The sequence below is a fragment of the Vibrio sp. FE10 genome, assembly GCF_030297155.1.
Lineage (GTDB): Bacteria > Pseudomonadota > Gammaproteobacteria > Enterobacterales > Vibrionaceae > Vibrio > Vibrio apostichopi.
The window spans coordinates 1,019,394-1,042,999 of sequence record NZ_AP028068.1 but is presented as its reverse complement, the minus strand read 5'-3'; the positions used below and the strand labels follow the sequence as shown (position 1 = coordinate 1,042,999).

At 45.6% G+C, this 23,606-nt stretch carries 15 protein-coding genes; 9 read left to right on the top strand and 6 right to left on the bottom strand.

Going from position 1 to position 23,606, the window contains the following annotated elements:
• Positions 1–5 precede the first annotated feature (5 nt).
• From glgB to QUF19_RS21640, 3 genes are all read right to left on the bottom strand, one after another.
• Complete coding sequence (gene glgB, locus QUF19_RS21650; RefSeq protein ID WP_286303253.1) at positions 6–2,186, bottom strand: 1,4-alpha-glucan branching protein GlgB; 2,181 nt, start codon at positions 2,184–2,186, stop codon at positions 6–8.
• A 175-nt stretch (positions 2,187–2,361) separates the two neighbouring features.
• Positions 2,362–4,542: a 4-alpha-glucanotransferase gene (gene malQ / locus QUF19_RS21645; protein WP_286303252.1), complete on the bottom strand. Its 2,181-nt coding sequence runs from the start codon at positions 4,540–4,542 to the stop codon at positions 2,362–2,364.
• A gap of 177 nt (positions 4,543–4,719) precedes the next feature.
• Positions 4,720–7,173 carry a glycogen/starch/alpha-glucan phosphorylase gene (locus tag QUF19_RS21640; protein ID WP_102438352.1) on the bottom strand — a complete coding sequence of 818 codons (2,454 nt, stop codon included), beginning with the start codon at positions 7,171–7,173 and terminating at the stop codon, positions 4,720–4,722.
• Positions 7,174–7,740: 567 nt separating this feature from the next.
• On the opposite strand from QUF19_RS21640, the gene malT reads away from it, so the two are divergent.
• From malT to sstT, 7 genes are all read left to right on the top strand, one after another.
• Positions 7,741–10,449: an HTH-type transcriptional regulator MalT gene (gene malT / locus QUF19_RS21635; RefSeq protein ID WP_102438354.1), complete on the top strand. Its 2,709-nt coding sequence runs from the start codon at positions 7,741–7,743 to the stop codon at positions 10,447–10,449.
• Positions 10,450–11,033: 584 nt separating this feature from the next.
• Positions 11,034–11,954: a polyprenyl-phosphate transporter gene (locus tag QUF19_RS21630; protein ID WP_076668414.1), complete on the top strand. Its 921-nt coding sequence runs from the start codon at positions 11,034–11,036 to the stop codon at positions 11,952–11,954.
• 204 nt (positions 11,955–12,158) lie between these two features.
• Entirely contained in the window at positions 12,159–12,599 is a 441-nt protein-coding gene (locus QUF19_RS21625) for a hypothetical protein (protein ID WP_286303251.1), read from the top strand.
• Positions 12,596–13,192, top strand: coding sequence for an SCO family protein (locus QUF19_RS21620; protein ID WP_286303250.1), 597 nt, complete (start codon positions 12,596–12,598; stop codon positions 13,190–13,192). Before QUF19_RS21625 ends, QUF19_RS21620 begins: the two co-directional genes overlap by 4 nt.
• Positions 13,193–13,278: 86 nt before the next feature.
• Positions 13,279–13,737 carry a copper chaperone PCu(A)C gene (locus QUF19_RS21615; RefSeq protein WP_286303249.1) on the top strand — a complete coding sequence of 153 codons (459 nt, stop codon included), beginning with the start codon at positions 13,279–13,281 and terminating at the stop codon, positions 13,735–13,737.
• 550 nt (positions 13,738–14,287) lie between these two features.
• Complete coding sequence (gene rsgA, locus QUF19_RS21610) at positions 14,288–15,352, top strand: ribosome small subunit-dependent GTPase A (protein ID WP_286303248.1); 1,065 nt, start codon at positions 14,288–14,290, stop codon at positions 15,350–15,352.
• A 442-nt stretch (positions 15,353–15,794) separates the two neighbouring features.
• Positions 15,795–17,009 carry a serine/threonine transporter SstT gene (gene sstT, locus QUF19_RS21605; RefSeq protein ID WP_102438365.1) on the top strand — a complete coding sequence of 405 codons (1,215 nt, stop codon included), beginning with the start codon at positions 15,795–15,797 and terminating at the stop codon, positions 17,007–17,009.
• Between the two features lie 235 nt (positions 17,010–17,244).
• Here the strand turns inward: sstT and QUF19_RS21600 are convergent, their stop codons facing one another.
• From QUF19_RS21600 to QUF19_RS21590, 3 genes are all read right to left on the bottom strand, one after another.
• Positions 17,245–18,495, bottom strand: coding sequence for a tetratricopeptide repeat protein (locus tag QUF19_RS21600; protein ID WP_286303282.1), 1,251 nt, complete (start codon positions 18,493–18,495; stop codon positions 17,245–17,247).
• A gap of 362 nt (positions 18,496–18,857) precedes the next feature.
• Positions 18,858–19,460, bottom strand: coding sequence for a response regulator transcription factor (locus tag QUF19_RS21595; protein ID WP_286303247.1), 603 nt, complete (start codon positions 19,458–19,460; stop codon positions 18,858–18,860).
• 11 nt (positions 19,461–19,471) lie between these two features.
• Entirely contained in the window at positions 19,472–21,355 is a 1,884-nt protein-coding gene (locus QUF19_RS21590; protein ID WP_286303246.1) for a sensor histidine kinase, read from the bottom strand.
• Between the two features lie 269 nt (positions 21,356–21,624).
• Here QUF19_RS21590 and dsrO point away from each other — a divergent pair, with 269 nt between their 5' ends.
• Both dsrO and nrfD read left to right on the top strand, forming a co-directional pair.
• Complete coding sequence (gene dsrO, locus QUF19_RS21585) at positions 21,625–22,461, top strand: sulfate reduction electron transfer complex DsrMKJOP subunit DsrO (RefSeq protein WP_286303245.1); 837 nt, start codon at positions 21,625–21,627, stop codon at positions 22,459–22,461.
• Positions 22,458–23,606: an NrfD/PsrC family molybdoenzyme membrane anchor subunit gene (gene nrfD, locus QUF19_RS21580; protein WP_286303244.1), complete on the top strand. Its 1,149-nt coding sequence runs from the start codon at positions 22,458–22,460 to the stop codon at positions 23,604–23,606. Before dsrO ends, nrfD begins: the two co-directional genes overlap by 4 nt.

Below are 23,606 nucleotides of genomic sequence, written 5' to 3'. Positions count from 1 at the left end.
TTCAACTAGTTCAGCTTGTAGAAAACCGTCGATAGTGGCGGTAAACGCAACTCAATCGATGTATCTAAGCCTTCGCTTGCTACTGATTCAATCTCAGCCGTCGGCTTCACTTCAAAGCCACTGCCCGCGTAATCAGCCGAGTCAGTATTCAACAACAGTGAGTACTTACCTTGTGCTGGAACACCTAGGCGGAAGTGCTCGTGAGGAACAGGCGTAAAGTTAGAAACTACCAACACGCGCTCACCAGACTCACTAATACGTTCATGCGCAAGAACACTCGCTTCTGCAGAGTCTTGAAGACGCCATTCAAAGCCTTTCGGGTCGAAATCAAGATCGTGCATAGCAGCTTCAGAACGATACAAGTTGTTTAAGTCTTTGGTTAAACGCTGTACACCTTGATGGCGCTCATAATCTAACAAGAACCATTGCAGTTGATCATCATGATTCCATTCAGCCGTCTGACCAAACTCAGCACCCATGAAGTTCAGCTTCTTACCCGGCTGCGCATACATGTAACCCATGTAAGCACGCAAGTTCGCTGTTTGCTGCCATTCATCACCAGGCATCTTGTCATGGATAGAGCCTTTACCGTAAACCACCTCATCGTGAGACAGAGACAATACATAGTTCTCACTGTGTGCATAAACCAGTGGGAAAGTAATTGTATCGTGGTGATATTTACGATTAATTGGGTCTTCTTGAATGTAAGACAGACTGTCGTGCATCCAACCCATGTTCCACTTAAAGCCAAAGCCTAAGCCGCCCATAAAGGTCGGTGCTGAAACACCTGGGAAAGCCGTTGATTCTTCAGCAATCGTCATCGCATTCGGGAAGTGTTTATACACTTCTTCGTTCATCCACTTAAGGGTTGCGATAGCGTCGTAGTTTTCATTGCCACCATCCGCATTCGGTATCCATTGGTCATGGCTGCGCGAATAATCGAGGTACAACATCGAAGCAACCGCATCAACACGAATGCCATCGATATGGAATTGTTCGAACCAGTACAGAGCGTTTGCTACCAAGAAACGACGAACATGTTCTTTGCCTAAATCGTAAATGTACGAGTTCCAGTCTTGATGCCAACCACGACGTGGATCTGGATCATGGAACAAAGGCGTACCATCGAAGTTTGCTAGACCGTGATCATCACTTGGGAAGTGTGCAGGAACCCAATCAAGAACAACACCTAGGCCAGCTTGGTGACATTGATCGACAAAGTATTTGAAATCATCTGGAGAACCAAAACGACTCGTTGGTGCGAACAAGCCTATTGGCTGATAGCCCCAAGAGCCGTAAAACGGATGTTCTGAAACTGGCATCAACTCAACGTGTGTATAACCAAGATCAGTCAAGTACGGAATAAGCTCCGCGGCTAGCTCACGGTAGTTTAGGAATTCGCCTTCAGCGTTGCGCTTCCAAGAACCAGCGTGCAGTTCATAGAACGAAAGTGCTTCTTTACGCTTTTGCGTAACTGGGCGATTCTGCCATTGAGTATCTTGCCACTCGTAGCGAGCGTGATCGTAAGTAACCGATGAAAATGATGGGTATTGCTCAGAGTAGAAACCCCATGGATCAGCTTTGTGTGGTAAGCCTTCACCATCAGGTCCTTTTAATTCAAACTTGTATTGAGCGCCTTCTTCCAGCTCAGGAATGAATAGGCCCCACATACCATAATCTAAGCGTTGCATTGGATGACGACGACCATCCCAAGCGTTGAAGTTACCCACCAAGCTTGCCGCTGTTGCATGCGGTGCATAAACTAAAAATCGAGTACCCGAAATAACCTGACCATCACGCTCTAAAGTAACAAATTGAGCCCCCATGTGATGGTACATGTCTTTCGGTGTATGAAGATCTTCATAGCTAGCATAAAGTTCATGATACTGGTACGGATCATCAATGATCTGCTCTTCCCCAGCCCAATCTACTGCTAACTTGTAATGGGTAAAACGTAAGTCTCTTTCTTGCTTAAGAATGAAGCCACTTTCACCCTCTCGCGCTAACTCAATACGAGGTTCCTTTCCAACAATCAACTCGACTTTATCCGCCCCTGGAATCCATACGCGTAATGCACCTTGTTCAGAAGGTAAGTATGGCCCTAGAAAAGCAAAAGGGTCAGTAAAACAAGCCTGTGATAGTTGGGTATATATTTGTTTTTGCTTTGAAATCGAACTTAGTTCCAAAACGTTTCTCCCTAACCAAACATCCAAAAAATATAATACAAAAATGCCCGCTATTAGTGCGGGCAATATAACGACGGTTTATTCTACCAGATGAGCATTCATTATTGAGTGACCGAGGTTGTAGTTTCGTACGGCGTAAGCAAAAAACCACTTAAATTCAAGCCACTCAATATCATTACTTCGCTGCTTTTTCTCGAACGTCTGTCAACTTAGAAGCGATGCGATTCACCCCTTCATGCGCAAAGATTTCGTCCAAGTTCATTGATAGTTTACGACGCCAGTTAGGGTACTCATCTACAGTACCAGGAATGTTGACTGGCTTGTCCATCTCTAGCCAATCTTCCAGTTGAACACTAAGAAGTGTCGAACCACCAGCCGCTACGTGCAGTTGAAGTGCTTCTGCAAGATAAGAGTCCATCGGTACTTGGCTTGCATCGCGGCCAACACCTTCCGGTAGGAAACCATGCCATGCCACTGAATCTAAGATACCTTGTTTGCACTCCAGACGATCATCGAACAAGGTTTCTAACTGTTCTGCATCTGGGTATAAACCAATCTCTTGACCCATCTTCAAATCATCACAGTGCCAGAAACCGCGTAGCGTTGGCATATCGTGAGTACACAATGCTGCCATCGATTGTGGTGCGTAGTGTTTCGGTGAAATGAAACCACCATCGTCTTCCGATGTTTCGAAGAAGAACACTTTGTAAGAATGTACGCCTGCATCCGCTAGGATATCGACGATTTCGTCTGGCACTGTGCCTAAGTCTTCACCGATAACGCTACATTGGTAACGGTGAGATTCAAGCGCCAAAATCGATAGCATATCTTGCACTGGGTAGTAAATGTACGCGCCTTTCGTTGCGTTCTCACCTTTTGGAATCCACCATAAACGCAGCAGACCTAAAACATGGTCAATACGAAGTGCACCACAGTGCTTCATGTTGGCGCGAAGTAGCTTGATGTAAGCGTCGTAGCTGGTTTCCTGAAGTACTTCTGGGTTTAGTGGAGGTAGACCCCAATTCTGACCCAGAGGACCAAGAATATCCGGTGGAGCACCAATGCTCGCATCCATCACTAGGTTGCCTTCATCAGCCCATGTCTCGCTGCCAGAATCTGCAACACCTACCGCCAAGTCACGGTACAGGCCAACGGCCATGCCTTTCTCTTCTGCAAGAGACTGTGCATCGTTGATCTGGCAATCCGCTATCCATTGCAGGTACATGTAAAGATGTACCTGCTCTAGGTTCTCTTTGATGTATTTCTGTGTTGCTGGGCTATCGAATGTACGGTATTTTTCAGGAAATACTGGCCATCCCCACATACCTGAATCTTCAGCATGCAGTTCACCGTGCAACGCATCAAACGCCGCTTGATGCATTAGGCTTTCACCGCCCTCTTCAACGAACGCTAAAAACGCTTGTGCGCGGTCGCTGTTCTTGTCTAGATGACGAGTCTTAAATTCTGCGAATAGCAGAGGTAAGATGCTCATCTTCAGCTCAGACACTTCAGTGTAATTCACCCAGTGCGCTTCACGAGCTTTCTGCAGGCGCTGTTGGAACTCTGCGCTGCCTACGGTTTGTTGTGCTTCTGCACTTAATGCAAATTCAGGTACTGAGCTCACATCAATGTAAAGGATGTTTAACCAACGACGTGAAGACGGGCTGTATGGGCTTGCGCCTTCAGGGTTCGCTGGGAACAATGAGTGAATTGGGTTTAGGCCAACGAAATCACCACCGCGAGACGAGATATCGGCAACAAGCTGTTTTAGATCGCCGAAGTCACCAATACCCCAGTTGTGCTGAGTTCTTAGCGTGTAAAGCTGAACACTTGGACCCCAAAGCTTTTTACCTTGCTCGATTGGCGCCTGCTTAAAACACGCTTTTGGCGTAATGATCAGTGTCATTTCGTAAGGCTTCTTACGACGTTTACGGCTCACAATTAGCTTGTGATAACCCCATGCCAAATCACTTGGCAGTGCAAACACTAAAGGGCCACCCTCGGCACGCTCATCACGAACGACTTGAGATTGAAGATAGCCTTCAAGTACCTCTCCTTGCTCGGTCTCTAAGCGCCAGCTGAACTCGCTTTCACGAGCACTAACACCTAAATTCAGCGCCACTTCTACTGGCTCACCATCACGCAAGACAAGAACTGGGTCTAGTACATCTTTTTTGTGTTTTCTTTCTGCTGACTTTAATAGTGCATCATCGCTGCTTGTATCGTAGCCCAATGAAGCCAATAGAGACGTAATCGTTTCGTCTGATACCTGTGCTTCATCGCCCCACGCACTAACGTAACTGTCGGCAATATTTGCCATTTCTGCGACTTGTTTTAATACGGTCTGTTCTTTCATCGCTCTCTCCGAAAACGTTCTAACGCTTTCAATTTTTGTAGGGTTGTTTATTTAATTTTTTACTAATCAATTAGCTTGTGACAATCAGTTTGTAAGCATTGCTATCTGAATAAGCCGTCTGTTTGCTCACAAGCTAATTGAGCCAAGGCAGAAACTGCCTTGGCTACTTGGGAACTATTAACGTTTAACGGCTTCTAGCTTCCAGATGTTGTTCACGTAGTCGCGGATTGAGCGATCTGATGTGAACTTACCAACCAATGCTGTGTTAAGAATCGCTTTCTTAGCCCAACCTGCTTGGTCTTTGTATTGCGTGCCCATGTCTTCATGTGCTTTCACATAAGATGCGAAGTCAGCTAGACATAGGTAAGGGTCACCGCCGTCTAGTAGGCTATCAAACGTTGCACGTAGAAGGCCTGGTTGACCTGGAGAGAACTCATCGCCAGTCAATAGGTCTAGAGATGCTTTCAGTAGCGGGTCTGCATTGTAGTAATCGTATGGGTTGTAACCCTGAGCTTTCAATGCAACAACACCATCAACGTCTAGGCCGAAGATGTAGATGTTTTCATCGCCAACTTCTTCACGGATCTCAACGTTTGCACCATCCATCGTACCGATAGTTAGAGCGCCGTTTAGAGCCATCTTCATGTTGCCTGTACCCGATGCTTCTTTACCAGCCAGTGAGATTTGCTGAGAAACGTCTGCTGCAGGGATGATGATTTCAGCCATGCTTACACGGTAGTCAGGGATGAATACCACTTTAAGCTTGTTACCGATGCGAGGATCGTTGTTGATCTTCTCTGCAATCTTGTTAACCGCGAAGATGATTTCTTTTGCTAGGTGGTAACCCGGTGCTGCTTTCGCTGCGAAGAAACATACGCGTGGCTCACACTCGAAACCAGGTTCGTTAAGAATACGGTGGTACAGAGATAGAATGTGTAGCAAATCTAGGTGTTGACGCTTGTATTCGTGTAGACGCTTGATTTGCACGTCGAAGATAGCGTTAGTATCTAGCTCGATACCCATGTTCTCTTGAACCCAATCAGCAAGACGCTGTTTGTTTTCTTTCTTAACAGCCATGAATTCTTTTTGGAATTTCGCGTCTGTTGCAAACTTAGCGATACCTTCAAGCTGCTCAAGTTTTGCTGGCCACTCAGTACCGATCTTGCCAGTGATTAGCGTAGATAGACCTGGGTTACAGAACTTCAACCAACGACGTGGCGTGATACCGTTCGTTACGTTAGTCAATTTGCCTGGGAAGATTTCGTTGAACTCAGGGAACAAGTCTTTCTTAACAAGTTGAGAGTGAAGTGCAGCTACACCGTTTACTTTGTAAGAACCGATCACACATAGGTTTGCCATGCGAACCATGCGGTGGAAACCTTCTTGGATGATAGAAAGCTTCGCTTGCTTCTCACCGTCACCAGGCCACATCTTGCGAACTTCTTGCATGAAGCGGTGGTTGATTTCAAAAATGATTTCCATGTGACGTGGAAGAAGACGGTTGATCAGTGATTCAGACCAAGTCTCTAGCGCTTCAGGAAGTAGTGTGTGGTTCGTGTATGCGAACGTATGAGCACTGATTTCCCAAGCTTGGTCCCAAGTTAAACCTTTCTCATCGATCAGGATGCGCATCAATTCAGGAATCGCGATCGTTGGGTGCGTATCGTTAAGCTGAATCGTTTCTTGCTTAGGCAGATCTTCTAAAGAGAAACCTGCAGCTTCGTGACGACGTAGAATATCGCGAACAGACGCTGCTGAGTGGAAGTACTGCTGCATTAGACGCAGTGTCTTACCTTTCTCGTGGTTGTCGTTCGGGTAAAGCACTTTAGTGATGTTACCTGCATCGATTAGCGAGTGTTGCGCTTCGAAGTAATCACCGTTGTTAAAGCTTGCTAGTGAGAATGGTGCAATTGCCTGGCATTCCCAAAGGCGTAGCGGGTAAACCGTGTTTGACTCGTAACCTACGATAGGCAGATCCCAAGGCATTGCTTTTACTTCCATACCAGGAACCCAAGTACGAACTTCTTTACCGTCAACGAATTCAACTTCTACATGACCGTAAAAACCAATGTGTTGTGCTAGCTCTGGACGAGCCACTTCCCATGGGTAACCCTCAACACCGCGCCACGCGTCTGGTGCTTCTTGTTGGCGACCGTCTTGGAAAGACTGTTTAAATAGACCGTATTCGTAGTGAAGACCGTAACCTACTGTTGGGTATTCTTGAGCGGCACAAGAATCCATGAAACAAGCTGCAAGACGACCAAGGCCACCATTACCTAGTGATGGGTCACGTTCTTCTTCTAGAAGGTCAGTTAGGTTTTGACCTAGCTCTTCCATTGCATGAGTGATTTGCTCATACAGGCCCATGCTGATTAGGTTGTTACCTGTCAGACGACCAATCAAGAATTCTAGCGAAAGGTAGTTAACACTCTTCGCGTTTTTGATTTTTTCATCATTTTCAGTTTCTAGCAGGTCGAATGTTGTGAGTTCTGCTAATGCGCGACCCATTGCTAGGTACCATGCGCGGCTATCTGCATTTTCAATCGTTGTTGCGTAGGTTGCAGATAAATGTTTCTTAACGCTTTCTTGGAACGACACTTTATCGAAAGTTTTTTGCTGAGTTGGTTTCATTTCAGAAATCTCGCTTTTAATAGTTCTAATTCATCTGTGACATATCGTGCATGGTCACCATTAACTAAACATCCTCCCGCCCGTACGACTAACTAGGAGTAGATGGGAGGGCGTAGGGGGCGTACCCACATTGGGTTAGTGATCTGACTCTCATGTTCTGACTTCGAACAAAAACTTGGAGTGACTGGGATCACAAGCTCCCGTTCGATAACTTAACTTCAAATGATGTGACTTTTATTTAACCCATTTAAAGTCATTGCCAAATCTGAGTTTCAGATCACGAAAATATTTTCCGCCTCTCATCTTTTGCAGAGAAACATGTGTAGGTAAGGACAAAGTCACATTCACAAACCACCCCGCAAGGTGAGCAAAGTCACAAATAAAGGGCGTAGAACACTAAAAACATGCAGGAGTGCAAGGTTTCTGAGGAGGATCATAGTCGGTAACGTTTTGCTTCACGTAATATGAGTAAAGACTTAAGTAATTAGGCTAATGTCATTGGAGTGCACTCAACGATAGATTGGGATATTCCAGAACATAGCCACGGAATAGGTGTAAAACTTCGATATGTGGATCCCTTCGAAACTGACTCGTCCCGGCCGCTTACACAATGCAATCCTGCGACCTAGAGTTCTCGATCTGCTTCAGAATGCAGATTGCTACAAGCTCGTACTGTTCCGCTCTCCAGCGGGGTATGGCAAGACCACTATGGCTGCGCAATGGCTGGTAGATAAACCCAATGTGGGTTGGTACAGCATTGACGATAGTGACAATGATGCCTTTCGCTATATCAACTACCTACTTCAATCACTTAACAAAGCGACTCAAAATGCCTGTCCTAATGCCCAAAAACTGGCAGAAAAGCGACAGTTCTCATCACTGCATTCTTTGTTAAGCGAAGTGTTCGCCGAGATGTCTGAATTCCACCAGGAATGTTTCCTCGTGCTGGACGACTACCACTTAGTTAATAACGATGACATTCACGAGGCGATGCGCTTTTTCCTCAAGCACATGCCCGACAACCTAACGCTTGTTGTGACTAGCCGTGGGACACCACCACTTGGCACTGCAAACCTTCGTGTTCGTGATCTGATGATTGAGATTGGCAACGACTCTCTGGCTTTTGATACTGAAGAGACGACGCGCTTCTTCAATCAACGTGTCGCTGATGGTGTAGATGACACCACAGCTGGCAGTATCTGTACTTATGTTGAGGGGTGGCCTTCTGCACTTCAGCTTATTGCCCTTCAAGCACAACATCAAAAACGCACGCTGGCCCAATCGGCCGAGTCTTTCTCTCACTTTAACCATGCCCACCTTTGGGATTACTTGGTTGAAGAAGTATTCGATCTACTGGATAAAGAAACCCGACAGTTCTTGATGCAGTGTTCAGTACTTGATCATTTCAATGACGAATTAGTCTGCGCGCTTACCCAGCGTGAAGATGCACTGGGGATGATCGAGTCACTCAACCGATTTGGCTTATTCATCTACCCTCTTGAAGGCGAAAAAAACTGGTACCGCTTCCATAACCTATTTGGTGAATTTCTCGCCCACGAGCGCCAAGCTCGAATCCCACAACAAGAAGCCGAGTTGCACAGAAGTGCCGCGAAAGCATGGATCAAACAGAAAACGCCTCATCAAGCACTGCGACATGCACAACGCGCAGAAGATCCAGAGCTGATCATTCAAATTCTAACCGAACACGGTTGGCCGATGTTCAACCAAGGCGAGCTTTCATCGCTAGAGATGGCGATCAAGCAGCTCACCACGGACCAGTTATACAGTGAGCCGAAGCTATCAATGCTGCGCGCTTGGCTGGCACAGAGTCAGCACCGCTATGATCAAGTAGGCACTCTATTAGAAGAAGCCGAAACACAGTATCAAGCTCGAAACATAGAACTGGATACTCAGCAGCAAGGTCAATACAACGCCCTGCGTGCGCAAGTTGCTATTAATAGTAATGAACCAGAAAAAGCATTGGAATTGGCTGAGCTTTCACTAAGCCAGCTGAATACCACCGTTTATCGCAGCCGTATTGTTGCGACCTCTGTTGTTGGCGAAGTCAATCACGTAATGGGCAATCTAAGCCGTGCCTTGCCAATGATGCAGCAAACTGAAAAGCTTGCACGTCAATATCAGGTTTACCACCAAGCACTGTGGGCGATTTTGCAACAGAGCGAAATCCTGATTGCTCAAGGTTATGTTCAAGCGGCCTTTGAGCTGCAAGACAGCGCATTCAAATTGATTGAAGAGCATCAGCTTCAATACGTACCTCTGCATGAATTCTTATTGCGTGTTCGAGCTCAAATCTTCTGGTGTTGGAACCGATTGGATGAAGCGGAAGAGTGTTGTTACAAGGGCTTAGACATCCTTGGCCACCACTCGCCAAGTAAGCATCTACATAGCTATTCGATGCTGGCTCGTATCTCGCTTAGCCGTGGTGAAATTGATAAAGCGTCGAAGTTTATCGACCAGATTCAGCACTTGTTGCGCCAATCAACGTACCACGTAGATTGGACGGCGAATGCATCACTTTCATTGATCCTATTCTGGCAGGTCAAAGGCGATAAAGACGCCATTCGTGACTGGTTAAGTGTTGCAGTTCGACCTGAATCGGCGAGTAACCACTTCTGTCAGCTTCAGTGGCGAAACATCGTAAGATCTCACATCATCCTTGAGCAATACGAAGAAGCAGAAGAAGCGTTGGCGTTCTTGAAGAGTGAAGCACAACGTTCACACCTGATCACGGATACCAACAGAAACTTGATCGTTGAAGCCGTGTTACGCACGCAGATTAACGATGAAGACAGCGCTCGCGTATTACTTGAAGAAGCTCTGCACATGACCAACCAAACCGGTATGGTCGGTAACTTCTTGGTCGATGGTGGTACTATCGGGCATATCCTAGATAAGTTGAGCAACAAGCCAGGGTTAGGCGATTTAGAACGTCACCGTGCTCAGCAGATCATGAAAGATATCTCAACCACCCAACGTAGCCGTTCGGTTCACTTTGACGAAGACTTTGTTGAGAATCTGGTTAATCACCCGAATATTCCTGAACTGGTGCGCACTAGTCCACTCACCCAGCGTGAATGGCAAGTACTTGGTCTGATCTACTCTGGATTCAGTAATGAGCAGATCGCTCAAGAACTTGATGTAGCGGGTACCACTATCAAGACTCACATCCGTAACCTATACCAAAAACTCAACATTGCTAACCGTAAAGAAGCGATAAGCACAGCAGAGAACTTGCTGCAGTTGATGGGGTACTAAAACGGGTTCACGATTCGAGATTGATTCGAGATTGATTCGAGATTGATTCGAGAAAAACATAAGCTAGTCACCCATGGTGGCTGGCTTTTTTTTCGCTTGGAAATGAAGGAAATAGCAGGAAAAAATCACAGAGAACCAAATGACAGGCAAAAAAATAGCCAACCGCAATAATCGCGATTGGCTCTATATATTTGTGAACAAATCAAAGTTCACTAACAACGTCAGTTGGCTAGGTGACCCTCGGCTTAAGAAGGGTCAATCTATACAATGCAGTTAGCGTGCCAACTTTAATTTAGCGTTTTATAAGCCCTGCATCGCATAAAACCCGCGATTTTCACATGCGAATTGCAAAGTGCATTTGCAGAATGCAACCAAGATGCAATATTGATAAGAGACCAGTTTCATCGATAGTCTTAATGACAAATCACTAAGTGCTTGTATTTTAAATACTAGGCAAATGTTCACTTCAACTTATTGCCTTACAATTAAGAAGGTAATAAAAGCACCTCGCCAAAGGCATATTCATACTTTTTTTACACTAAAGTTTGTATACTGCACAAAATCACCCTCAACTCTATGAAGCAATGAACTACTTAAGTACTTTTTTCAAAGGCATGGCAATGGGCGCAGCCGACGTTGTCCCTGGCGTGTCGGGCGGAACCATCGCATTCATCACTGGTATCTACGATACCCTGCTAGAAAGCATTCGCAGAATTAACCCTAGCGTACTTGGCTTATGGAAACGCGAAGGCTTCAAAGCAGCGTTTAACCACATCAATGGTTTCTTCCTGATTTCACTGTTCGCAGGCGTATTCACAAGCATTGCGACATTCGCAAAACTGATTTCTTGGCTATTGGTCACGCACCCGGTTCCTTTGTGGTCTTTCTTCTTTGGCCTTATCTTGGTGTCGGTTTTCCATATTCTTAAGCAAGTAGAAAAGCGCGATATGATTCGATTCGTATTTTTACTGCTTGGTGTTGCCTTCGCTTATAGCATTACTGTGCTTAAGCCTCTGCAAATGGAGCCAACCAGCATTAACCTGCTGATTGCGGGCGCGATTGCGATATGTGCCATGATCTTACCTGGTATCTCCGGCAGCTTTATTCTATTGCTGATAGGCATGTACAGCCCTGTGTTAGGTGCCGTAAAAGAGTTCCAAATCGATGTGCTTGCGCTATTTCTGAGTGGCTGTGTGCTTGGTTTATTAACCTTCTCACACGTACTGTCATGGCTGCTGCGTTCATTCCGAGATTTTACGTTGGTGTTCTTAACCGGTTTGATGATCGGTACGCTACCAAAAATCTGGCCTTGGAAAGAGACCATTAGCTGGCGCACTAACTCGAAAGGTGAGCAAGTTCCTCTGATTCAAGAAAACCTATCGCCGTTCGACTTTGAAGCAGTGACCTCTCAGCCTTCTCAGCTGGTGTTGGCAATTGTGATGATGCTTGTAGCCATTGCCTTAGTTCTTGGGCTAGAGAAATTTGCAGAGCGTAACGCTGACTAATCATTCAGCGCACTTCTGGAACATGTTCAGAACGGATAGAACTTAGAAATACTGAGTTCAACATCCCTATTATTTAGATAAAAGCGAAGCCTATGGCTTCGCTTTTTTAGTTCTACCATACGCACAAAATTGCTTTTTGATACAAGCACGTATTGAGGGGTGTGATAACATCGCCGCTCTTATAAAATTAGATGAGAACACGACATGCACCCAGCATTAAAGGTTGCAGCTCTTGGAATCGCTCTCGTGGCAGGCTTTTATGGACCACAAGTATTTCAAAAACTTAAGTCGGTCATTGAGCACTCAACAGCCGAAGTTAACTTAGATGATTACTGCATGCTTTCAACAACATCGTGTGAGCAAGCATCTATTTCAATGTCGCTTGACCGCGAAACCGCGCAACCTCTTCTACCCACGAAGATAAAGGTAGTTTGGGAAGGTGCCGCATCTGAAACACTGATGTTGTCACTCACCGGTTTAGAAATGGAGATGGGCTCAGCGCGTTTTCAATTAAATAGCATTGGCAATAATACCTACGAAGGTGATGTGATTTTACCTGTATGTACTTTAGATAAGATGACATGGATTGGTGAGCTCACTGATGGTGTCGATACTGTAAACCCTGCAATAAGGATGGCAAGATGAGTAGAAATTGGTCGTTAGCATTGGTTGTTGCTTTTGTGCTTGGCTTTGGTATCAAAAGCTATCTTGATGGGCAAAATGAAACTCAAGAAAAACACGCTGCAAAACAAGAGTTCTCCGCGACTACTCTTTTCGGCAAGGACAACCAACCAACGGAAATCTTTGACCAAACCGATGACAGAATTCGCATCGTTTACTTCGGTTTCACACGTTGCCCAGATGTGTGCCCGACTTCTTTGGCGATGTTAGCCGGAGCACTTAACCAAGTCTCTGACGAAGCAAAAGCGAAAATTCGCCCGATGTTTGTTTCGCTTGACCCTGAACGTGATGCTGCAGAAGCGTCATACGAATACGCACAATACTTCCACCCGGTGATGGAAGGACTAAGTGGTCCGTTAGATGTGACAACAACGCTTGCGCATAACTACGGTGTTATTTTCAGAAAGACCAAGCTTGAAGGTTCAGAGTTGGAATACACCCTTGACCACAGCTCATATTTTTATTTTTTAAAGCCCGACGGCACACTGATCACCAAAGTGCCGCATACGTTAACGCCAGCGCCAATTGTTGAGGCTATCAACAAATTGACGCAGTAAAACGTAAAAATAAAGAACTTACTCAATAAAGTTCGAACTAAAAAAGTCAGGTCCCAGACCAAAACATAAAAACTAAGGACAACAACATGAAGTTAAAAGCTCTTGCTCTAGCAGGCTTACTGCTCACACCTCTTGCTCATGCTAAAGGTGACATTATGGTTCACGATGCTTACGCTCGCGCGACACCACCTTCAGCGGTCAACAGTGCTGTTTTCACAACCCTAATGAACCACAGCGATAAAGAACGTTCTATCGTTTCAGCGACCACACCTGCAGCAGGCAAAGTAGAGCTTCATGACGTGATCATGGACGGCGATGTAATGAAAATGCGCCAAGTTCAAACCATCGCAATTCCTGCAAACGGCCAAGTTGAACTTAAACCTGGTAGCTTGCACATTATGTTGTTTGACCTAAAAGATGGCCTGAAAGAAGGCGAGCAGATCGAAATGACACTGACCTTCGCAAACGGTGAAACACAAACCTTTGATGCGCCGGTTAAGAAAGTAATGAGCGGCATGAAAAAGATGAATCACGATCATCACTAATTAAGCACCACTTGATGTTCAATGATACTGATCATGAGTAGAAGCGAATATCAGTTAAAAATTATACAAAATTAAGCCACGATGACTTCTCGCCATCGTGGCTTTTTGCTAAACTGAGTTCGCTTTTTATTCAAAGCCTGAACACATAAATAACCCAAGGAGAATAGAAGATGATTGTAATGAAAACACTAAAACTGGCAGTAAAAGTAACGCGTTAATTTGTTTGGTTAATCAAACTGAAATACCGATCGACCAACATCTCGTCACCCGTGACGACCGCACACTTTTACCCGGTTTACTATTGATCGCAAGTGATCAATACCTGCATGCCCAATAGTGCATGACTAAATCCGGGGTCCTATCTATTTGAATTCGACCCAAGCTCAAAACATTTTTGACGTCTCGACGCTTTTTAATCTCAGCAACTCTTTTTGGTCTCATTAACTCTTTTGATCTCATCAACAATAAGAGAGCTCACAAGAAGTTAATGCTCTCATAAGACTTTAATGCTCTTATAAAAAAGAAAGCTCGCACGTCTGGGTAAATAAACATGAATTCACAAACTGCATTTTCTCATCCAATGTCACTTCAACAGCTTGGATGGCAACCTGTATTCCAGCAACAACTGACACTCGAAGACTATGACCATTCCGTCATTGCTCGTATTACCGCGCACCATCGCAGCGGCTATGCGCTTGCGTCAGAACAAGGCGAAATCGTTCTACCCGTTCATCAAAACCAACCCGCAATGACGGTTGGAGACTGGGTGATATTAAACGCTGACCTACAATTCGACCGCTTGCTAGAACGTCAATCGCTCTTTAGCCGTAAAGCGGCAGGCAGTCGTGTGGCGGAGCAGTACATTTCAGCCAATATCGACACTGTGTTTATCGTGGTCTCGTTAAACAATGACTTTAATCTAAGCCGCATCGAACGCTACCTAGCGCTCGCTAATGAGGCGCAGGTTGAAGCGGTTATCGTCCTCACTAAGAAAGACTTGTGTGACGACTACGAAGACAAAGTACAGCAAGTGCAAAGCTTAGATTCGATGCTGATGATCGAAGCGGTGAACAGCCTAGATCAAGACTCGACTCAAGTATTGTCGCCTTGGTGTAAAACAGGCAAGACCATCGCTTTAATGGGTTCATCCGGTGTAGGTAAATCTACCTTGGTCAACTCGTTGCTTGGTGACTCTCAGCAAGCTACTGGTGGCATTCGTGAAGACGACAGTAAAGGCCGCCACACAACCACGTCACGATCGCTCCATTTACTGACATCGGGAGGCTTGTTGTTAGATACACCGGGAATGCGTGAGCTACAACTCGCCGATTGTGCCGAGGGTGTAAGTGAAACGTTTTCTGATGTGGAAGAGCTAGCCATGCATTGTCGCTTCTCTGATTGTAGCCATGAGTCAGAACCAGGATGCGCAATACGCAAAGCCATTGAAAGCGGTGAGCTTTCTGAAAGACGCTTCTCTAACTATGAGAAGCTACTCAGAGAGCAAGCTAGAAATGGAGCCTCATTGGCAGAACAGAGAGCGAACAGTAAACAGCTTTCTAAAATGTACAAAACCGTGCAGTCAGAGAGCCGTAATATCAAAAAATCGTCTAAATAACCGATTATTAGATTAGGTTTACAACACGTAAATAAGCCCCGTGTCCCTATCGCGTATTAGCTCATTAATTCATGATCTCATTAACGCATTAGGCTCGGGGCTTTTTTTGTATTAACAGGGCTTCTTTGTATTAACAGGAACGCGATGAGATCATTTCTGCACACAATGATCTCGTGAATGGGCACTGACAGCGCTCTCACCAGAACATTGACCCGAATGAGTATTATCACGCAGATTTATATCTCAATCACAGCACAAAATTTTAACATTTAGCTCTAAAAACACCACGTAGCGCAAACAATCACCCTAAATCTAAACTATTCCTAGACACCCCGTTAGATCCCGCTAATATGACCGCCCATTCCACTAGTGTATAGTTGGATTTGGTACAACTTTATAAAAAGATACATCACTATAATAAATTAACAATTGCAGGTATTTTATGCAAAATCACAACATGCTCGCCCGCATCGCTCGTGGAAATCTCGTTCTACAGATCCTTGCTGGTATTGTTTTCGGTGTCGTTCTCGCCATGGTTTCTCCATCAGCAGCTCAAGATGCAGGTCTACTAGGTAGTCTGTTTGTTGGTGCTCTGAAAGCTGTAGCCCCAATTTTAGTATTCATTCTTGTTGCAGCTTCTATCGCAAACCAAAAGAAAGGTCAGCATACTCATATGCGTCCAATCATTGTGCTCTACCTGATTGGTACGTTCTCTGCTGCACTAACAGCAGTAGTATTGAGCTTCATGTTCCCAACCACGTTGACTTTGGTTGCTGGCGCAGAAGGTGCTAACCCTCCTCAAGGTATTGCTGAAGTTCTTCATACCCTTCTATTCAAGCTTGTCGATAACCCAGTAAGCGCGCTAATGAACGCGAACTACATCGGTATTCTTGCTTGGGCAATCGGTCTTGGCCTTGCACTGCACCACGCATCTGCAACAACCAAAGCGGTTTTCGAAGACCTAAGCCACAGTGTTTCACACATTGTTCGCTTCATTATTCGTCTTGCGCCATTCGGTATCTTCGGTCTTGTTTCGACTACGTTCGCAACAACAGGCTTCGATGCACTAGCAAGCTACGGTCAACTACTAGCGGTTCTACTAAGTTCAATGCTGATCATTGCACTTGTGGTTAACCCACTGCTTGTCTTTGTGAAAACAAAACAAAACCCATACCCACTTGTACTTCAATGTATCCGTGAGTCTGGTGTAACGGCATTCTTCACTCGTTCAAGCGCTGCAAACATCCCAGTGAACATGAACCTTTGTAAGAAGCTAAACCTAGATGAAGATACTTACTCGGTATCGATTCCTCTAGGCGCAACAATCAACATGGCGGGTGCTGCAATCACCATCACTGTGTTAACACTTGCGGCTGTTCACACAATGGGTATTGAAATTGATATCTTCACTGCGATTCTACTAAGCCTTGTTGCTGCAATTTCAGCATGTGGCGCATCAGGTGTTGCTGGCGGTTCACTACTGCTTATCCCACTAGCGTGTGGCCTATTCGGTATCTCAAACGATGTAGCGATGCAGGTTGTAGCGGTAGGTTTCATTATCGGTGTGATTCAAGATTCTGCTGAAACAGCGCTTAACAGCTCAACAGACGTAGTGTTCACTGCTGCTGTATGTAAAGCAGAGCAAAACAAAGCTTAATAAGCTCTTAGGCTTAGATATTAGCCTTTAGCTCTAAGCTCTAAGCTCTAAGCTCTAAGCTCTAAGCTCTAAAAGCAAATAGCACATAAATAAAAAGGGAAGCATCAGCTTCCCTTTTTTGATCCTGTCATTCCTAACTCAGAGTGCCTCTCCTCCAATGAAGTGCTATTAAGATAAGCTGCGTGACCTAAATGAGTTCAATTAATTGAAGCACTCACCTCATCAAGCTACTGGCTTAATTTTTGTTGCTCCAATTGGTTTGGCTAAAGTCTAAAGACGCACTGCTAGGTGCAGGTGACGATGCCTTGTCTGTGCTTTGAGGAGCCCCCGTTTGGGCCGCTGCGTGTTGATCTGAAGTATATTGTTGATTATGTTGTTGATTGCGTTCTGGATTAGCTTCTTGAGCGTTCATCTGGTCACTCATTTCAGTATCGCTGCCTTTAGGCTTCGACACGTCAAGTTCCTCTTCTTCAGTCACGTCTTTCACCTTTTTAGGGATCGGGATGTTACGTTTGTAGAGCTTGTTCAACGCCTTAACGACCGAGTGCTTGGTGACAGCTTCTTGGGTAAGTTTGGTCATGATTGGTTTGGTTAGAGCCTGCAATCCTACGACAGCATCAACCCCAAGTTCGCCCCCCACTTTATCCCTCAACTGTTTTGCTTCTGAATAACCGAAATGAGCGGACAGGAATAGCCAGATATAAGCGATAGCATTGCCGTGTTCACCATGATCAATCCAAGCCTCACCAGCACGAAACATGGCTTCTTCGCTGTTCTTTTCGGCTGCGGTCTCAAACCAGTACACCGCTTCACCATGGTTAGGCTCAACACCCACACCATTCAAATAACTCAAACCTAGTTTGATTTTTCCATCTAAGTTGTTTTGATCTGCGGCCTTTTGGTACCACTCGAATGAGCTTTCGGCTGAGTAATCTGGGTTTTCTTTGTCTAGACACCACTCCCCCATAAACAGCATCGCTTCGGTGTTTCCCCCCGTCGCAGACTCTTCGATGTAGGTATAACCCTTGGGAATATTTTTATCGGTTCCGCGGCCGAAAACGAGCGCTTTACCCATCTCAAACTTCGCGACCATGTCGTTCTCTAAAGCTGAGATCGCGAGCTGCCAAAAGTTGGCTTTTTCTCTTAAAATGAGGTCTTCTTTGCGCTTCATACTCATGCGAACAATGCCGTACATGCCTGTGACATTATCTAAATGCGCGGCTTTGTCGTACCAATATAGAGCTTCCTTAATATTGTTACGTTCAGCCTCTTTCGCCAAATACAGAATCGACGGAACATGTCCGGTTTCGGCTTTGAAGTTACGCTCTTTTTGCTCTTGTATGCGCGCTTTTTCGATCGCTTTTCGGTAAGCGACAGCACGTGCTTTACGTTCTTGTTCCACTCGCTGCTTTCTTAACGACAAAGAAACCAGCCATACGGCTACAAGTATTAACGAAAGAGCCGTCGCACCAATTGCGATTCCCATTGTACTCATAAAATATTTTAACCTAACTCGGCAGATACAAGACTCGACGTTGAGAGTGTGCTCTGCCCATAGTGGATGTTATGTTTCAAATTACAGGGAAAAGTGCAGTTACTAGCACGTTTCGCCCTAAATGAACTTAATTCAGTATCTCAGGATTACATTGCGATAAGAAGCCTAGGGGGTTCAATCCGTATGCAGTCCATAGACGATGTGATCTTGCTTCAATATAGATAAATTATGAAGACAGCCTTTCATCAGAAAAGTCCTAAAGCTTGGTGACACAATTGATGCTTTCCCATCAATAGCTTCGTGCAATTTTCGTACAGATTTAGTTCAACTGGCATAGAGAAACAGCTTTACGCCTAGGTCAATTGACCGTATATGTAAGCCAACTCGGCAACTGTCTTCGCTGAGAATTTCTTCATCAAACTCGCTCGGTGTACTTCCACTGTTCTCATCGCGATACATAATTCATCGGCAATTTTCTGGTTACGTTTTCCGTCGATGATCTGCTTAAGAATGTCGATTTCGCGTTCAGTCAACGAAGCATACGCTTGGCGGTAAACATTCATATGTAAGTGCTTTTCAGAAGCCTCTAGCCCTTGCTTGATCGCCTCAGCCAATTCGCTGCCTTTAACCGGTTTTTGAAAGAAGTTCACCGCACCAGCTTGTAGGGCTTCTACCGCCATTGGCACATCACCGTGACCCGTCAGATAGATCACCGACAATGGACTCTGCGCTTTCACCATCAACTCATGAACTTGTTGTCCTCTCATATCTGGCATTCTACTGTCTAGCACGACACACCCAGCAGCACTCAAATCCACTGAATCTAGAAAGCTCGGGCCATCTTCATAGGCCGACACCGTAAAATCATGCTCTTCCAATAAGAACACCAATGAGTCACGCATCGACTCATCGTCATCAACCACATAGACCGGCAACGTTTGATGAAGTTCAGACATAACAAGATTCCTTATGAATCATTTGAAAGAGAAAAAGGTAACGTCACTGAGACGTGACAGCCATGAGGAGTCAATGATTTGATAGCCATTTGGCCGCTGTGGTCTTCAATCACATCTTGGCAAATCGCAAGCCCTAACCCCAAACCATTTTCTTTGCTACTCACAAAGGCTTGAGTGACTTGTTGCTCGGTGAAATCTAAGCCCGTGCCGTTATCGATAACTGACAGCATCACTTTATCCGGTTGATACTCGGTAATCACTTTAATTGTTGGTGGTTCGCTGTTTTTGTTATCAATATCAGACGCAGCGCTTTGTTCGCGATGCTGTTGTGCATTACACGCGTCGGTCGCATTGTTGATCAGGTTTACAATCACTTGCTGCAACCCCACTGGATCAACATGCAGTTGAATAGGCTTACCCACAGCATGGCGATCAATGGTTATCTTGTGTTTCTGTAATCGAAATTGCAGCAACTCAATGGTGTCTGTGAGTAACTGCTCGATGTCCGTCTGAGATTTTTCCGATGAGCGTTTCTTTATCATGTTTCTTAAGCGTTGAATGATCGCATCAGCACGATCCACTTGAGACTGAATCTTCTCAAACACAGGTTCAATATCGGTCAATGGTTTGTTCTTCGAAATCCGCAATAAACCACCTTCGCTGTAGTTACGAATGGCCGCCAAAGGTTGATTGATCTCGTGTGCCAAGCTGCTTCCCAGTTCACCGACGACAGCGATACGTTGAGAATGTTCCAGCTGTTCACTCTTACTTTTTAATTTGTGCAACGTGGCTTCCAACTGCTTTTTACTGCGACTGAATTTGTACTCTAGCCAGAAGTGGTATGCATTAAGAAGCACAACTAACAAAAAGAACGCCCAAGCCCATTGTTGATTGTACTTAAGCCAGATTAACGCTTCCTTCCACCAAGGTTGTTGCAGTGGGTGCATGTCGAGTTGCTGATAAAGCTTGTCGATTGAAAGCAAGCTTGTCGGTGACGTCCAACCCGAAGCATTCGCTGCAATGGCTGGCGCACTGCTCTTTGGCATTGAAAACAGCACCTGACTCATTTGCTTAGCCAATGCCGAAGAAGCTCGCTCTGTTTTAGCAAACGACCAGTTGGAATACAGCGGCGTAGACACTTGACATCGGAAGCCTTCAGGCGCTTGATTACCGATAATTCGATATTGCCCCGCCACCAGCAAACCTTCATTGATCATGCTCTCGACCAAACAAGCAGGCACCACAGCCGCTTCAATGTGCCCTTCTCGCAGTTGGTACAAGCTGGCATCAATTGGGAAACCTAGGAATTGAGTATCAGAAAAGAAGTGGTTGGGATTGAGCCCCTCTTGCATCACTTGGTAACGCATTGTGAGGTAGCCACCAAATGCATTTTCCGAGACAGCCGCAATTGGCTTGCCGCTCAGCTGTTCAAAAGAGATATAAGGCGACATTCTTCTCACCACCAAGGCAGAACCAATACTTTGCGTATTATTGGCACCCGGTTGTTCGAAGTTATGACTGGTCATAGTCGCCATCCAAGAAAGCGCGTACTGACGCCCTAATCGAACCGCCTGACCTGGATTAGTAATAACAAAATCGACAGTGACCCCTTTCACTGCTTCGGCCATTTCTTCCAAGTTGAAAGGCTTGAGAACAAAGTGCTTACCCGCAATACGCTCAGACAACCAATCCATGGTTGGCTGCCAACGCTGCTGTGCCGAAAGTTTGCCTCGAGTCGCCAACACGCCAACCTCGATAATCTGGTCGGGTTCATTTGTGTTTTGTTTTGGACTTGGGGCTGCTATCGCTTGTTCAGATTGAGCCGCGAAACACGCACCCGCGGTTAGGCTTAACCAACAAAGGCTAACGATTGTCATTAGTTTTCGAACGGTCACTAAAATCTCTTTCTCCAAACGGACTGTTTATTCATTTTATTCTCTCGTCATTTCACTTCGTCTTTACGCTGACGACATGTTTAAGCTTAACTTATGCCTTAGATCGCCTTAAATAAGCCTCTAAAACAAAGCATAACAGCTAGATAGCGAAAACCACATTTGTTCTAGATCAACTTTGATCTGGGTATGTGGAAATCCACAATACCCCGTGAACGGTCAAAAACTGACAATGAGCCTAACAGATCGAATACCCATTTATAGGTACCTCTATGGACTCATTGAAAAGACGGTTTCTCAGCCAATTTGGTAAAGTTTCCGCCGGCGCTGCGCTCATTCCCATTACCGGAATCAACACCGCAGTAGCGAGCACAACCATTCGCAATAACAACCAACCTGACCGCAAAGGCGAAGTAGGTAAACGCTACGCAATGGCGATTGATTTACGTAAATGCGTTGGCTGTCAGGCATGTACTGTTGGCTGCAGCGTTGAAAACCAAGCGCCGATTGGCCAGTTCAGAACCACCGTAAAACAGTATGAAGTCTCCCTTGATGATGGTTCGACTGCTCAACAAGACGTGAAATCATTCATGTTGCCTCGCCTGTGCAATCACTGTGACAACGCACCCTGCATCAAGGTTTGCCCTGTTCAAGCGACTTTCCAGCGTGAAGACGGCATTGTGATGGTCGACAACGAACGCTGCGTAGCCTGTGCTTACTGCGTTCAAGCCTGCCCTTACGATGCTCGTTTTATTAATAACGACACACTGACTGCCGACAAATGTACCTTCTGTGCACACCGCCTTGAAGACGGCTTACTGCCCGCTTGTGTAGAAACTTGTGTCGGTGGCGCGCGCGTAATCGGTGACCTTAAAGATCCAAACAGCGAGATCAACCGTCTACTCAATGAAAACCAAGACGACATCAAGGTGCTTAAACCAGAGCAGAATACCAACCCACATGTTTTCTATATCGGCATGAACGAACGTTTCGTTAGCCACATCGAAGGCCAACCTGCGATTTATGATCCAGCCGCCATCGATAACTCATCCTCGAGCCAAAAAGAATTGGCAATCGCGACACAAGGCAAACAAGGAGAGACAGCATGAATATCACTGAGGTGTTAGTTCCCGCTCAAGAGATCGCTTGGCTACCGTGGGCAGTTCAATATTTCTTCTACATTGGTTCGGCTTACGCAGCGGCTATTCTGTTTTTGATTGCACTGATATTCAAAAACTCTACCAGTCATCAATTCCGTTCAGCCCTTGTGCTTGTAATGGCCATCGGCGCAATTGTTGGCCCACTGGCGCTAACCGGTGACTTACACCAACCTGGCCGTGCGTGGCACTTCTACGCTCACATCACACCTTGGTCATGGATGTCATTAGGCTCTCTGTTTCTTCCTCTATTTTCTGGTCTGTCTGTCGCTACCGCATGGGTTTACCTACGCGATGACATCGCACAACTTAAAAAAAGTGAAAACCCGCTTCTAAAACGCTTGTCTTGGCTAACACTGGGGCAATGGCAGGTTTCAACAAAATTGATGATTGCACTCGCTGCTGCAACAGCAGTTTCGGGCTTAAGTATTGCGCTTTACACTGGCGCCGAGATTGCAATTTTGGCGAGCCGACCGCTTTGGCATCAACCGGCTTCCCCGCTGCTTTGGTTCACGACCGCATTCTTTGCTGCAACGGGTTTAACGCTGTTGATTTGGGCTCTACTGCCTTCAAGCAAGCCAAGCTTAAAACCAACAGACCTCGCACTGGTACAAAGAACCATTACCTTAACCGGTGGCCTTGCCATCATTCTTACGTCGATTTGGGCATCTAACCATGGTCACTTCAATCTGTATGAGAACGACGCTTGGGGCATTAATTTAGGCATCATGACTACTAGTATTTTGCTGTGCATGATCTTGGTTCTTCCGCTGCAGCGTCTATCGCAAAGCAAGCTAGGAATTATCTGTGTTGCGCTTGCGACCATCGTTTCAGCATGGGCGGTACGTTGGGTCACCATGATGGAAGTTCAAACCATTCCACGCTTTGATGTGGGTGCATTCCCGTATGAGTTGCCTATGGGTAGTGCAGGTTTACTCGGCATTGTTGGTATGTGTGGTCTTTGGTTAGCACTTGCCTTATTCGCCTCTGAAATCGTGTCTACTGGTTCTACACGAACAACTGGCTCTGCACCAAAGACAACATCGAAGCCAAACCAAAATACACCTTCACCACTTAACCGCTCACATAGCTTGTAG